This is a genomic window from Flectobacillus major DSM 103 (assembly GCF_000427405.1).
Taxonomy (GTDB): domain Bacteria; phylum Bacteroidota; class Bacteroidia; order Cytophagales; family Spirosomataceae; genus Flectobacillus; species Flectobacillus major.
Window position 1 is genome coordinate 1,237,484 of the sequence record NZ_KE386491.1, and the last position, 14,766, is coordinate 1,252,249.

Genomic DNA, 14,766 nt, shown 5'->3' on the forward strand with positions numbered 1-14,766 from the left:
TTAATCAGGAAATTAAAAAGTAAGTTGTAACCCCAGCAACAGTTGTGTTGTAGAAGGGTAGTAGTTCAACGAACTATTGACCCCTGGATATAGCCCGTTTACTTGTACAAGGTCAGGGTCGCCGCCTGTGTATTTCGTGAATGTTGCTAAATTTCTAGCAGTCGCATAAATACGTGCCGACTGTATAGCCTTGAGCTTTAGGGGTTTGGTATAGCTTAGTGTAACGTTATCAATCTTCAAGAATCCTCCTGGTTCTAAAAAGTAATCAGAAAGCGATGAATACGTTGAGGTGCTAGTCAGTTTTGAATATTTGCTACCATCATAAGCCGAAGAAAGTACATTGGCATTTTCCTGAGTGGCTGGAGTACCCAGATAAAAGGCATAAGTATTGAATAATTTATACCCAAATGCACCACGTAGGAATACACTCAAATCCCAATTTTTGTATTTGAAGGTATTTGAAATACCTGTTGTAAACTTAGGAAGACCATTTCCTACAAACTGCTTGTCATCGTTGTTGGCTTGGTTAGCAGGTATAATTTCACCTTTTTTGTTATACACCAACAACGCTCCGTTTTCATTCACTCCTGCAGATTTGAGTGCGTAAAAGCTTCCGATTCGTCTGTCTTCTTGCAAACGCTGAATCGTTCCTGGACTTCCTGGAGCGGGCATTCCTACGACATCAATGTAAGTCTGGCCTTTGAACAATTCATTAGAAAATGAAACAAATTTATTTTCATTATATGCACCTACTACGCTAAGGTTATAGCTAAAGTCGCCTTTGTTTAATACTGCGGCACTTAATTGTAATTCAATCCCTGTGTTTTTCATAGTACCCACATTGGCAAATGTACTTCCCTGAATATTGGGTGGATTAGGTACATTATATGAACCCAACAAATCTTTGTTGGTACGCTCGTAGTAGTTGATGCTACCGCTGATTTTGCTATCTAATAGCTCAAAGTCAACACCTGCATTGAAGTTGATAGCCTTTTCCCAGCGTAGGTTGTAGTTGGTATTCTGGTTAGGCCCCCAAACCTGAAAGGATGTTCCATTATAAGGATAATAACCATAGCCTCCGTAGGTGTCTAACGACAAGTAATTCCCAAAATCCTGATTACCTGTTTCGCCATAATCTGCACGTATCTTCAGTTCGTTGAGCCAAGAAATATTTTGCATGAATTTTTCTTGTGTCAAACGCCACGCCGCCGATGCCGCAGGGAAATAGCCCCATTTGTTGTCATAGCCAAACTTGGAAGAGCCTTCTCGGCGAAGACTTACTGAAAGGTAATATTTCTGGTCAAAATCATAATTGAGTCGGCCGAAGAAGGCAACTAATTTTGAGCTGTTTTTGTAAGAACCGACATTGTTAATACCTTTTTCTAAGTTCCATAAGCCCGTACCGAGTGAATTGTAGGTAAGTACATTGGATGGGAATTTTTCATTGGCAGCACTAAAACCCGATGATGTGAAATACTGGAATGAGTATCCAGCTAGCAACTTCAACGAATGCTTACTTATATCTAACGAATAGTTGCCAAGCCATTCTAAACTTTTCTGGTCGTTTTCGTCTAGCGATTGCGATGCCGTATTACGTCCACTACCATTAATTACAGGGGTAATGTTGGAAGGCGTGAAGTTCATGTTACGATACGAAGAGCTTACCTCTCCAAAAGTTACGCTAGTGCTAAGGTTATCAAGAATATTCAACTTAGCTGAACCATTGAAATCCAATAACTTAAATTCTTGGTCGGCCAAAATAGTATTGGCAGTTTCAACGGGGTTATTAGCAAAGAAACCCGACGTAATATAGTTGTATTTACCTGCTGCATCTCTAACCGAAAGGGTAGGGTTGAGCGTTAAAGCATAATTAAATCCGCTATAATCTGCTCTCTTTGTTTTGGCATAACGTGGTGCTGCATTGAATGTCAACGTAACCAAGTTGTTGGCAGTGGTATGGTTAATATTTACACGACCACCATATTCTGTTTTTGCCGAACGAAGATCAATTCCGTTTGCATCACGATAATCTATTGAGGTGAAGTAACTTGTTTGTCCATTCCCTCCCGAAAATTGTAAGGTATGCTTGTGTGAAAACGAAGGCTCACGACTCACTTCTTTCATCCAGTTGGTATTTCCGCCAAGGTCTACACCACGTTTGTTGGCCAAAAACTGGTCTTTAGAAAGAACCGATAATTGGTTGGCTAGGTAGTCAAAAGTGGTGTAGCCATCGTAGAATAGACGAGACTCGGACGAGCCTTTTTTAGTAGTGATTACGATAACCCCGTTACTACCACGTGTTCCATAAATTGCCGAAGCCGCACCACCTTTTAGTACGTCGATAGATTCAATTTCGTTTTGGTTGATGTTGTCGATATTTCCTCCAGGAATACCATTGATTACAAACAATGGGCCAAGGCCTGCACTACGTGAAGATGCCCCACGAAGCTGAATACTTGGCGAAGAGTTAGGGTCAGCACTTGCGGTATTGGTTACTGAAAGCCCTGCTACTTTTCCTTGAATAGCCATCAATGGGTTGTTACCGCCCACACGCAATAAATCTTTTGACCCTAAGTGGGTAATAGCACTAGAAACCTCTCGTTTGTTGAGCGAGCCATAACCGATTACCACTACTTCATTGAGGGTTTTCTGGTCTTCTTCTAGCGTAATTTCAATGGTTGTTTTGTTTTTTACATCTACATCTTGTGTAAAATAACCCACATGAGAAATGGTGAGTACCTTAGCTCCAGCCGAAAGCTGTAAGCTGAATTTTCCCTCCGAATTAGTAGTTGTACCGTTGCTAGTGCCTTTTTCTACTACCGAAACACCAGGTAAAACGCCTTGCTTGTCAGCCACTTTTCCCGAAATTAAGATGCCCTTCTGGGACTGGGCTACTCCTGATATAGCCACAAGCATACTTAAAAGCATAGCTATGGTCGTTGTGTTAGACCATTTCATCAGCGTCGACTTTTTTGCATCTTGTGCCAGTTTGTACAAGTTTTTTTTCATCAAAATTGTTGTTTAAACGGATTCTTTACATCCATTATTTGTTACTATTTGATTAAATTATTGGATTAATTTGAATTGGATACGAAGTTCAGGCTTTGTTAATTAATGGAATAATCTCTGAGTCTCAATTTTCAATCAAACTGTCTCAATCTTGCATTTTGTTAATAAACAGAGATTTTATAGAGATATATTTACAAAAGTTATTATGAAACTCCAGACTAGTATACAGAGGTCTGTTTGAAATAATTCAGTGAAAAATCTTCTTACTACGCTTAGTGGTTTACTACTTTGTCTGGCTTGTATGGGGCAGGCTGTTCCGTATTATTTCAAAAACTACAAGGTTTTGGATGGCCTATCGGGCAATGCAACCCATGATATTATTCAGGATAAAAAGGGCTTTATTTGGATTGCTAGTCGCAATGGACTCAACCGTTTTGATGGTAACTCTTTCAAAATCTTTAGAAATAAGCAAGGCGATTCGACTAGCCTAGGTAGTAATTCGGTAGCTTCATTGTATGAGGACGAACAAGAAACGTTATGGATTGGTACACATAAGGGGATTTATCTTTATAATCCTATCTCAGACCGATTTGCTCCCTTCAAGCCGATTCCGTCGGGGGATGTTCGTATGATTCGTGGAGATAAACAAGGAGGAATCTGGGTTATTTCCGATTATCAGCTATACCGATTTGATAGAAATACTGGCAAAGTTCAGTTATTTCCTTGGGGTAATAATATCGTTTCGGTTCATATTTCTCAACTTGGTAAGGTGTGGATTGCCACTAACAATGGTATTATGAGGTGTTATAACTCAAAAACAGACAGCTTTTTGGAGTATAATATTTCGGGCTTGACGGGTGGAAAAGAAATATTTACCAATATGGTTATTCACTCTGTTGCAGACTCAGCTATGCTAATCGGAAATATGAAGCGTGTTTGGCTATTTAATTACAAAACTGGTAAAATCGCTGATATTTCTGAGCAAACAGGACAAAAAGAGGGTATTCATCTTCATGCTATATTTGAAAACAATGGTCAATACTGGCTTGGCTCAGAATCAGGACTTTTTATTTTAGACCTTAAAAGGAAAAAAATGAATTATATTACCAAAGAAAAATATAATCCCTATTCGATTACCGATAATATTATCAATGCCATATTTAAAGACAGAGAGGGCGGAATTTGGATTAGTACACAGTTTGGGGGTATTAATTATTATTCTTCTGAATTTAACCGTTTTCAAAAGTATTTTCCACAACCTACCAACAGCATTAGCGGAAACCTGATTCATGAAATTTGTATGGATAAGTATGGCAAACTTTGGATTGGTACCGAAGATGCTGGCCTCAATCAGTTGGATTTGAAAACAGGGAGATTCAAATCTTTTCTGCCAGATGGTAAAAAAGGAAGTATTTCTTATCGAAACTTGCATGGACTAGTAGCCGACGGCGATTATTTATGGATTGGCACTTACGAGCATGGACTAGATGTAATGGATTTGAAAACTAATAAAGTTGTTCGGCATTATACCGCAAACTCACCACATTCTTTTGGTAGTAATTTCATCGTAACGCTATACAAAACCCGCGAGTCTGATATTCTGGTGGGTACTTGGTCGGGCTTGTACAAATACAATCGCGATTCTGACGATTTTTCTCGAATAGAGTTTTTCAATACTCAAATCCAAAGTATTCATCAAGATTCACAAGGAACACTTTGGGTAGCAAGTTATGGACGAGGAATATTTTATTTTAACCCCAAAACTAACAAAAAAGGTAGAATACAATACATTGCGGGTAATACCAATGGGCTGTTAGACAACTATATCAATAGTCTGTATCAAAGTAAAAATGGAGATTTTTGGTTTTGTACCGAACACGGGCTTTCGAGGTACAATGATATGACAAGAAAATTCAAAAACTATCGTATCGAAAATGGGCTTTTAGATAATCAGGTTTTTCGTGTGCTAGAAGACGATATGGGTAATTTCTGGATATCTACATCCAGAGGTTTGTGTATGCTAGATGACAAAACAGGAAAATTTACTTATTATAATGAAGCCAACGGACTTCCCAGTGAGCAGTTCAACTACAATTCTTCTTACAAAAATAAAGATGGCATGTTGTTTTTTGGCACTGTAGCAGGAATGATTAGTTTTAAACCCGATTCATTTGTCAAGAATACTTATATACCGCCCGTGTATATCACGGGGATTCAGGCCAATGGTCAAGGGCTTTCGATAGGAGATAAAAACTCGCCCCTCACTAGTTCACCGATTCATACAGCACGAATCAAGCTACCCCACGACCGTTCGAGCTTGAGCTTTGATATTGCAGCCCTTAGCTATGTTACTCCAACAATGAATAGCTATAAATATCAGATGGTAGGGCTTGATAATCAGTGGTATAATCTAACAAGCCAGAGGAAAATTTCGTTTTCTAAACTACCGCCGGGTCATTATGTGTTAAGAATTCAAGGGTCGAACAACGACCATATTTGGAATACCCGTGAAACAAGGCTGAATATCGACATTATGCCTCCGTGGTGGACATCTGTTTGGGCTTATATGTTTTATGTAACTTTTGCTGCTGTTATTACCGTTATTCTATTGAGGTATTACCATTTGGCAGTAGGTGAGAAAAGTAAACGAGAAATAGAAGCCATAGAAATTGGAAAAGAACGCGAGATTTATAATGCCAAAATAGATTTTTTTACAAACATTGCCCACGAAATTAGAACACCTCTAACATTGATTAAAATGCCGCTCGACAAGCTGCTGTCAGACCAAAGTGTTAACCCTGAAACATTTGCAAATTTGAATATGATTAATAAAAATGCCAATCGCCTTATTGACCTTACCAATCAGTTGTTAGATTTCCGAAAAGCAGAGGCGAACAATTTTAGTTTGAATTTCACCAAAACAGATATCAATGAGCTTCTTAGTGATGTTTTTGCTACCTTCAGGCCCGCAGCTGAACAGAAGAAGTTAGCCTATAAAATGGAACTTCCCAGAATAACCCTACATGCTTATGTAGATATTGAAGCCTGCAAAAAAGTTATCAGTAATCTAATCAATAATGCAGTTAAATATGCCGATAATACGGTTAAAGTAAAGCTTTTGCCTTTTAGTAGCGATGACCTGCTTTTTCATATTGAGTTTACCAACGATGGACTCATCATTGGTAACGAAAATAAAGACAAAATTTTTGAACCATTTTATCGATTAGATGCTAATCAAAAACAAGAAGGTACTGGTATTGGCCTTCCGTTAGCACGTTCGCTGGCCGAGCTTCATAAAGGTAAAGTAGAATTACATTATAGAAACGAGCAGCAGAATACTTTCCTGCTATCATTACCTATTCATCAGGATTATGAGATGGATTTGAAGGGCGATACCGATGATATTCCAACAGAAATCTTTCATAATGAAACCAATGACTCTGTAGATTCTGGAAAACCAATCATTCTGATTGCCGAAGATAATGTCGAAATCCTTAATTACCTGAGCCGTGAACTGAGTGTTTCTTACCATGTTATGCGGGCTTTGGATGGCAAGCAGGCCGTTGAGATATTGGAGCAAGAAAACGTACAGTTGGTCATTAGTGACATTATGATGCCTATCATGGACGGTATCGAACTTTGTAAAAGAATAAAAACGGATGTGCAGTTTAGCCATATTCCAATTATTTTTTTGACGGCAAAAAATTCTATCAATTCAAAGATTGAAGGATTGGAAGTAGGGGCAGATGCCTATATCGAAAAACCTTTTTCGCTCGACCACCTTGCCGCCCAAATCACAAACCTGATTAATAATCGAAATATTATTAAAGAGTTTTTTGCCCGCTCGCCACTGACACATATTAAAGGAATTGCATTTTCAACAGCCGATAAGCAGTTTTTGGAGCAGCTACACGCTATTATTGCCGAGCGAATTGCCGATACTAATCTGGACGTAGACTTACTGTCGTCTATGATGAATATGAGCCGCCCTACCTTATACCGAAAAATCAAGGGAATATCTGACTTGAAACCCAACGAGCTGATTAATTTATCTCGCTTGAAAAAAGCCGCAGAATTGCTGGCCGAAAATAAGTATAAAATCAACGAAGTGGCTGATATGGTGGGTTATAGTATTCCGACCAACTTTTCCAGAGATTTTCAAAAACAATTTGGCATTAGTCCGTCTGCTTATGTAAGTAAGCTACAAAATCAGACTCTATAATAATATTTACCATTCATGGTCTGAATCAATTAATCATATATTTCTCTTCATTGTTTTATTTTTGAGCTGTTCAAAATTGCTGCATTATTCATTAGCTAGCGAATTTATTCGCTAGCTAATACAAATTCTCCCAAAAAACGTCGTACTCGTAGTTTATCTAGCTTCCCTCAAGGTTTTTGTCTGAGCGATTTTTATCAATATCTGGATTTATTATTTTTTTATTTTATAAATTATATTAATGCTTTTCATTATAAATATAAATAAAAAATTATGAATAGGAATCCGCAACTTTGTGATGTTAATATAAAATCAAATATAAATATGACAAAAATAACAGTTGCAAAAGGCGATGGAATTGGTCCTGAGATAATGGACGCTACTTTGGAAATCATTCTGGCAGCAGGAGCCAAAATAGAAGTTGAAGAAATAGAAGTTGGCGAAAAAGTGTACTTGTCGGGCAACACATCGGGTATTGCTCCCGAATCGTGGGAAACAATCAGACGCAATAAAATATTCTTAAAAGCTCCAATCACAACACCACAAGGAGGAGGATATAAAAGCTTGAATGTTACTACACGTAAATTTCTTGGCTTATATGCCAACGTACGGCCTTGTACGAGCTTGCACCCTTTTGTAAGTACCAAACACCCAATCATGGATATTGTGATTATACGAGAAAACGAAGAAGACTTGTATGCAGGTATTGAACATCAGCAAACCGATGAGGTAGTACAATGTCTAAAACTAATAAGCAGACCAGGCTGCGAAAAAATTGTTCGCTATGCTTTTGAATATGCCAAACAACAAAATCGTAAAAAAGTAACCTGCTTTACCAAAGATAATATCATGAAACAAACAGATGGTTTGTTTCACCAAGTGTTTGATGAAATTGCGAAAGAATACCCCGAAATAGAAAACGAGCATTGGATTATAGATATAGGTGCTGCAAAAATGGCAGATACCCCCGAAGCTTTTGATGTGATTGTAATGCCCAACTTATACGGCGATGTACTCAGCGATGTAGCTGCTCAGATTACAGGTTCGGTTGGTTTGGCTGGTTCGGCCAATATTGGCGAAGAATGCTCTATGTTTGAAGCAATTCATGGCTCAGCACCAAGAAGAGCTGGACAAAATTTAGCAAATCCTTCGGGGCTGTTGCAAGGAGCTATTATGATGTTGAATCATATTGGACAAACCACCGTTGCAGAAAAAGTACAAAATGCGTGGCTCAAAACCTTGGAAGACGGTATTCATACCTATGATATTTTTAAGGAAGGAATTAGCCAGCAAAAGGTCGGAACAAAAGAATTTGCTAAGGCCGTAATAGCTAATCTTGGCAATAAGCCTGCTACTCTCAAGCCTGTTTCTTATGCCAATAATTCGGCCTTGAACCTACCAAAATACAAGCGTAAGCTCCCTGCCACAAAAGAATTAGTGGGTGTTGACCTATTTGTTCATTGGAATGGAACAGACCCAGACGAACTAGCAACCAAAATAAAAACTATTGAAAGCAATGGCGTTGAGCTCACAATGATTACCAATAGAGGTATTAAGGTATGGCCTGACGGATTCAAAGAAACATTTTGTACCGACCATTGGAGATGTCGTTTTAAGCCTAGCAAAAATACAACTATTCATAAAACCGATATTATTGAGCTATTGTCAAGGGGGGATGCCAACCAGATTGATATTATCAAAACAGAAAATCTTTATGCTTTTGATGGAAAAGCCGCTTACTCTTTAGGTCAAGGACAATAAATACACACTCATGAATATACAACTTATCCAAGGTGACTTTAGCTCTAGCGATGCACTAGAGCTAATCACCCAAATGGTACAATTAAAAATCAAGTATCACGAAAATGCTATCACAAAAGATGATACTGAAGAAACTATCAAATATAGTGAGTCAAAAATCAAACGCCTTCAGCAAGAACTTTTTGAGCTAAGAAACAGCATCAAGGCAAATCGTAAGAAGGTAACAGTCAAGGCCATTATTCATATAGGCTGATTTCTGAGAGTAGATATTAAGGTGTTGATAATAAATACTTTAAGTGTATTCCAAAAGTGCCATCCATATATTTATCCAGTAAAAAAACGAAAGCCATGAGCAAATTTGAAAAAGTAGAACTAATTGAAGGGATTTTTACACATGAAGATGCCAAAGAAATATTAATTAATATTTTCTCAACTAAAATCCAGTTTCATGAATTAAAAAACTTTAGTTCGCAAGAACGCTTTGGAGAGGACGATAAGGTAGCTCAAAAAAGAATCCCAGAACTAAAAAGAAGTGTTGGTAATATATTGAAAGTACTAGAAGAAGCTAAAAAACAAAATAAGTACTTAAAAATCACTTCTGAGATAAACATATCACTGATCGAACATCCCTAACAATGTTTCAAGGTAGGCGTTTGCTGATTGCGACTAAGCATCAAAAACAAAAAGTTATTGCTCCGATACTAGAAAAAGAATTAGGGGTAGTTTGTGTTGTCTTACCAGAGCTAGACACCGATAAGCTTGGTACTTTTACGGGCGAAGTCAACCGAAAAGACAACCCCTGCCACTGCCAGAAATAAATGTTTGATGGCAATGGAACTGGCCGATATTGATTTGGCAATAGCAAGTGAAGGTTCTTTTGGAGTACATCCATCGTTATTTTTTGTTCATGCAGATGATGAAATTTTACTATTTATTGACAAAAAGAATGGACTAGAAATTATTGTTCGAGAAATAAGTACCAATACCAACTTCAATAGGGCAACGATTACTAACCAAAAAGACTTTGAGTCTTTTGTTAATGTAGTACGATTTCCTTCTCATGGTGTCATCTTGAGAAAATCAGAACATGATTTTACTGACATAGAAAAAGGCATTTCAGACTGGAGTAGACTATGGCAGACTTACCACTATTTTATGAAGCAATATGGCAGCGTTTATGTCGAAACAGACATGAGGGCAATGTACAATCCTACCCGAATGACAGTAATAGAAAGTGCGACTCAAAAGCTTGTCTCTAAAATAGGCTCATATTGCCCCGCATGTGGCACCCCAGGGTTTGGTATTACCGATATTGAAGAGGGGCTTCCTTGCCAGCTTTGTCAATTGCCGACACGTTCTATTTTGAGTCATATTTATACCTGTCAAAAATGTTTTTATTCAAATAATGTCAAGTATCCCAACAACAGGTTTTTTGAAGACCCAATGTATTGCGATACCTGTAACCCATAATAGTAACATGATAACAACCGATATAAAACAAGCTGTACAATTACTCGCCAATAATGAGGTTATCGGTATTCCCACAGAAACGGTTTACGGTCTGGCGGGAAATGCCTATAGTAACGATGCCATCAAAAAAATATTTACCCTCAAAAATAGGCCTTTTTATAACCCTCTAATTGTACATATTAAATCTGTTGATTTTTTGAATGACGTAGCCTGCGATATTCCTGATATGGCTATCAAGCTTGCTGAAAAATTTTGGCCAGGCCCTTTAACTTTAATCTTAAAAAAACAGCCTCATATTTCCGATTTAATAACCTCAGGAAAAGAAACCGTTGCCATTAGAGTTCCCAATCATCCATTAACATTGGCTCTTTTAGCAAAAATACCTTTTCCATTAGCGGCTCCATCGGCCAACCCGTTTGGTTCTATTAGTCCTACAAGTGCCCAGCATGTTGCCAGCTATTTCAATGATAATTTAGCGATAATCCTAGATGGGGGTATCTGCGAAAAAGGTGTCGAATCTACCATTGTAGGTTTTGACAATAACCAGCCAATATTGTATAGACACGGAGCTATTGCTGTAGAAACCCTTGAACAAGTAGTTGGAAAACTCCAAACTCAAATCAGTAACGATACAAAGCCCACAGCACCAGGGATGCTCTCTCGGCATTATGCACCACATACACCAACTTTTCTAACCAACAATGTGGCCGAGCAATTGAGGGCGTTTTCAGGTAAAAAAATAGGTCTTTTATTGTTTGAAAAACAACATCTTGACCAACACGATATTCATCAAGAAATATTATCGCCAACAGGAGATTTGGAAGAAGCTGCCAAAAATCTGTATGCAGCTCTACATCGCCTCGACGGCAGTCGACTAGATGTTATTGTTGTTGAGGAATTTCCTGATAAAGGTTTAGGAAAAACAATCAATGACCGACTGAACAGAGCAACGAAAAAATAACATAGAACATCATTTTTGGAATCAGAATTTTAAGCATGATAGCGGTATAATACATCAGCTAGAAGGTGCATATTGAGGCAGAAGCTGGATTTTCAAAAAAGCGATCTTTAAAACCCAGATTCCGAATAGTATTTTAAAGAAGGAAGATTTATGATGAAAAAAGTTTAACTATTTCCATAAAAATAGCCAATCAGTGCCAAAATACATTGACACCGATTGGCTAAACTTCGCCCAAAACTTGAGATAAGCAATATGTTGATTATTAAGCGAATCTATTTGCTTATTTTTTTGGGCATTGATTTAGTTACCTACAACAAAAACTGCATTACCAAACAACAGTTTACCATTTTGCCAGAAACCTCTAAACAATGGATTATTGGCTAAATAAATGATATTACCACGTCCCATTTCTTGTGCTCCAAAAATCAAGGCGTTTTTGAGTTTTTCCTGAGCTTTTACACCCGCAAAACCCGCCACTAAATCTTTAGACTTGGTAACGCCTACATTCCAGCCATCAGAAAGATATTGATAGCCAGTACCTTCCAATACCAAACTAAAATAAGTGTTGCTATAACCAAAAGCCAAAGGATGCGTAGTGTCTAAAGTAACACGGTAAATACTACCAGGGGTATCTTCCGAAATAGATTCACGCTCGGCATTGCCATAGATTTTTAGTTTGCTTTCGTCAGACTCCTTCTTTTTATCATCCTCTTTGGTTTTTAGGTCAAAACCATCTTTTCCAGCCAAAGCCTTCAACGAAGTTTCGATAGCAATAAGCTTTCCACCAGCACGAATCCAATCTTTGATTTTATTAAGAGTACCATCTGTCAAGATTTTTCCATAATTGCCTGGAGCCAGAATTAATACATCAAACTGAGCCAAATTGGTATTGCCAAGGGTATTTTCACCCAAGACAGTGAGTGGATACTGAATTTGTTGGTCAAAGAAATGCCATACCTCGCCAAAGCCTGTTGTGCTAATACCTTCGCCAGCAATCGTTGCAATTTTTGGCATTTTCAAATAGGTAACATTTTCCGAGCCAAAATCTGACCCCTTGCTAGCCATACCCGTACTAACAGCCCCAAGATTTACCTGAAGCTTGGTAGCTTCCTCAACTAAAATTTGGTCAAACTTATCTCCGAGGCGTTCATTTCCTGTACGTGTAATCACTAGCGTTCCTGCGGGATACGTTTGGTTTTCAATTTCAAACGACTTGGCTGCATTACGTACCTTAATGCCCCTTTGCATGATATTCGATAAGAATTTTAGGTCTGCAAAAGACTGCCATCTAGCCAAATAAGCGTAAGGACGCTCGGCCTTGGTAATAGAATTAGCGAGATTTACTTTTCCATTAGGTGTTAATTTTTCTTTCAAAGCATAGGCCTTTAACCCATAAGCATACGGCAACGACCACGACGTAATATCGTAAGTCAAAGAATCTTCGACCATCGTTTTTGGTTCTAACAAGATTTTTAAGAACAAAGAACGAGGCTGATAAAGGTTTAAGACAACATCTTCAGGCTCGATTTTAAACGAAACAGCTTTGTCTTCAACATAGCTATAGCCATTGGCCAAATAGTCTTTTCCAGCAGTACCATATTGGAAGCCCTCTTTATCAAGATAAGCCAAAAACTCTTTTACACGAGCCTCTTCACCTTTGGTTTTGATAACATACGATTTATAAGGCCCTACAGGGCTTTTTTGTGTTTGCTCATGAAATTTATAAAACTCAGTAACCGCCTTGTCCGAATTGGCCGAGATAGCATCTAAACAAGCAAAAGACGTACTAAAATGATGGTCAATTCTTTGTTTAAGCGTAAGTGTATCGCCATCACGTTTGGCTATTCCCAAGCCAGCACGTCCCGAACCACCCTGTTCGTATGTCATACCAAAAGCACCATTATAAGTAGGGTAGGTGTCACCATAAGAAGGATAAAGTAAGTCAAAACGCTCTTTAGAGAAATATAACCAACCATTTTTATCAAAATCCTTTTTATTATAATCTCCAATAATCCTTTGGAACTCACGCTGCCAAGCTGTAATGTCCTCATGATAAGGCTTAGCTGCAGGCGAGAAATAATAAGGCGACTCTACCCCTTGCTCGTGAAAGTCGGCATGCAACTGTGGCATCCACTGACGATACAAAGCCATTCTTTCTTGCGATTCTTTTTGTACCTGCCATGCCCAGTCACGGTTAAGGTCAAAAATATAGTGGTTAAAACGTCCACCCGGCCAAGGCTCTTGATGTTCGAGAGCCGCAGGATTGGCATTAAACTTAGCACCTACCTTTTGGTTGTACCAGTTGGCATAGCGGTCGTAGCCATCGGGGTTGATAGAAGGGTCGAGAATCACGACAGTATTAGCCAAAATAGCCTTACTTCTAGCATTATTAGGATTAAGCAATTCATGAATTACAAACGGAGCGGTATTAGTACCACAAGATTCGTTACCATGCACATTGTAGCTCATCCAAGCAATAGCGGGTTGTTTTCGAGCAGTAGGTTTTCCATCGAGCAAACCAATAGCCTTCAAGTTATTGGTACGGATTTCTTCCAAAGCAGCAAAGTTTTCGGGCGAAGCCACAACCGCCGCCAACAAAGGACGGCCCTCGTTGGTAGCTCCATACTGAATAAGTTTCACTTGAGAAGGATTCTGAGCCGCCACATATTCGTAGTAGCTCACTACTTGGTGATGTCTTAGGAAACGTTCACCTTTTTTAAATTTCAAAAATTCCTCAGGCGACTGCGTTATTTGGGCTTGGAGGCCGCCACAAAGGAGCAGGAAGAACAAAAAGTTGATGAAAGTATTTTTTTGCATAATTAAAGCGTTTAATGTAAGAAACTCCAAAGATAAGGAATAAAGCCTATGAGAAAATCATTTTTTGGAGGGAAGTTTCTGCATCAATCAAGAAAATACAATACGGTTTTAGCTACTTGTAAATCAGGAAATTGTACAATATTTAGCACTAAAAAACAGAGAAAAGATAAAAAAAATCATAATTTTTTATTGAAAAGTTTGCTTAATAATAATAAACACTCTAATTTTGCATCACTAAAAACAAAAACAGCCTCAGTACTGTAGCAGTTTTTCCCCAATTGGTCCGTTCGTCTAGGGGTTAGGACACGTCCCTTTCACGGATGAAACACGGGTTCGATTCCCGTACGGACTACAAAATCTTTAGTTTTAAGCCATTTAGCACCATTTCAAAAGAAGTGGTGCTTTTTTGTTAGTAATGCACCTAAATAGTATGATTATGAAATGATTAAGTTGAAATTAATCCCTATTTTTTTGGGCTTTTTTTTGTCATTCTCCATTTCATTCTCCCTCATTCTCCAAAGGCCACCTC

9 protein-coding genes and 1 tRNA gene are annotated in these 14,766 nt (G+C 38.3%); 8 read left to right on the forward strand and 2 right to left on the reverse strand.

What is annotated here, in order from left to right:
- Positions 1 to 12: 12 nt before the first annotated feature.
- Positions 13 to 3,009 carry a SusC/RagA family TonB-linked outer membrane protein gene (locus FLEMA_RS0106960; protein ID WP_218918520.1) on the reverse strand — a complete coding sequence of 999 codons (2,997 nt, stop codon included), beginning with the start codon at positions 3,007 to 3,009 and terminating at the stop codon, positions 13 to 15.
- A gap of 250 nt (positions 3,010 to 3,259) precedes the next feature.
- Between FLEMA_RS0106960 and FLEMA_RS0106965 the strand changes: the two genes are divergently transcribed.
- The 7 genes from FLEMA_RS0106965 to FLEMA_RS0106990 all read left to right on the forward strand — a co-directional run bounded on the left by FLEMA_RS0106965 (position 3,260) and on the right by FLEMA_RS0106990 (position 11,420).
- Positions 3,260 to 7,231, forward strand: coding sequence for a hybrid sensor histidine kinase/response regulator transcription factor (locus FLEMA_RS0106965; RefSeq protein WP_026994842.1), 3,972 nt, complete (start codon positions 3,260 to 3,262; stop codon positions 7,229 to 7,231).
- A gap of 321 nt (positions 7,232 to 7,552) precedes the next feature.
- Entirely contained in the window at positions 7,553 to 8,989 is a 1,437-nt protein-coding gene (locus tag FLEMA_RS0106970) for an NADP-dependent isocitrate dehydrogenase (protein WP_026994843.1), read from the forward strand.
- A 10-nt stretch (positions 8,990 to 8,999) separates the two neighbouring features.
- Entirely contained in the window at positions 9,000 to 9,242 is a 243-nt protein-coding gene (locus tag FLEMA_RS0106975) for a hypothetical protein (RefSeq protein WP_026994844.1), read from the forward strand.
- 95 nt (positions 9,243 to 9,337) lie between these two features.
- A complete protein-coding gene (locus FLEMA_RS0106980; RefSeq protein WP_026994845.1) occupies positions 9,338 to 9,622 on the forward strand; it encodes a hypothetical protein in 285 nt (94 codons plus the stop codon).
- A 2-nt stretch (positions 9,623 to 9,624) separates the two neighbouring features.
- Positions 9,625 to 9,807 carry a hypothetical protein gene (locus FLEMA_RS77195; protein ID WP_229359370.1) on the forward strand — a complete coding sequence of 61 codons (183 nt, stop codon included), beginning with the start codon at positions 9,625 to 9,627 and terminating at the stop codon, positions 9,805 to 9,807.
- 7 nt (positions 9,808 to 9,814) lie between these two features.
- Positions 9,815 to 10,459, forward strand: coding sequence for a DUF6671 family protein (locus tag FLEMA_RS67790; RefSeq protein ID WP_229359372.1), 645 nt, complete (start codon positions 9,815 to 9,817; stop codon positions 10,457 to 10,459).
- A 7-nt stretch (positions 10,460 to 10,466) separates the two neighbouring features.
- On the forward strand, positions 10,467 to 11,420 hold the full coding sequence (locus FLEMA_RS0106990) for an L-threonylcarbamoyladenylate synthase (RefSeq protein WP_026994846.1): 954 nt from the start codon (positions 10,467 to 10,469) through the stop codon (positions 11,418 to 11,420).
- 300 nt (positions 11,421 to 11,720) lie between these two features.
- Here the strand turns inward: FLEMA_RS0106990 and FLEMA_RS0106995 are convergent, their stop codons facing one another.
- Positions 11,721 to 14,237 (reverse strand): M14 metallopeptidase family protein, encoded by a 2,517-nt coding sequence (locus FLEMA_RS0106995; RefSeq protein WP_026994847.1) that lies wholly within the window; start codon positions 14,235 to 14,237, stop codon positions 11,721 to 11,723.
- Positions 14,238 to 14,517: 280 nt separating this feature from the next.
- Here FLEMA_RS0106995 and FLEMA_RS0107000 point away from each other — a divergent pair.
- Positions 14,518 to 14,589 (forward strand) — tRNA-Glu (locus FLEMA_RS0107000).
- The last annotated feature ends 177 nt before the right edge of the window (positions 14,590 to 14,766 follow it).

Bases quoted from the DNA above. Each gene is read 5' to 3' on its own strand.
- FLEMA_RS0106960 (WP_218918520.1), bottom strand. From the start codon at position 3,009: ATGAAAAAAAACTTGTACAAACTGGCACAAGATGCAAAAAAGTCGACG.
- FLEMA_RS0106970 (WP_026994843.1), top strand. From the start codon at position 7,553: ATGACAAAAATAACAGTTGCAAAAGGCGATGGAATTGGTCCTGAGATA.
- FLEMA_RS0106975 (WP_026994844.1), top strand. From the start codon at position 9,000: ATGAATATACAACTTATCCAAGGTGACTTTAGCTCTAGCGATGCACTA.
- FLEMA_RS0106980 (WP_026994845.1), top strand. From the start codon at position 9,338: ATGAGCAAATTTGAAAAAGTAGAACTAATTGAAGGGATTTTTACACAT.
- FLEMA_RS77195 (WP_229359370.1), top strand. From the start codon at position 9,625: ATGTTTCAAGGTAGGCGTTTGCTGATTGCGACTAAGCATCAAAAACAA.
- FLEMA_RS67790 (WP_229359372.1), top strand. From the start codon at position 9,815: ATGGCAATGGAACTGGCCGATATTGATTTGGCAATAGCAAGTGAAGGT.
- FLEMA_RS0106990 (WP_026994846.1), top strand. From the start codon at position 10,467: ATGATAACAACCGATATAAAACAAGCTGTACAATTACTCGCCAATAAT.
- FLEMA_RS0106995 (WP_026994847.1), bottom strand. From the start codon at position 14,237: ATGCAAAAAAATACTTTCATCAACTTTTTGTTCTTCCTGCTCCTTTGT.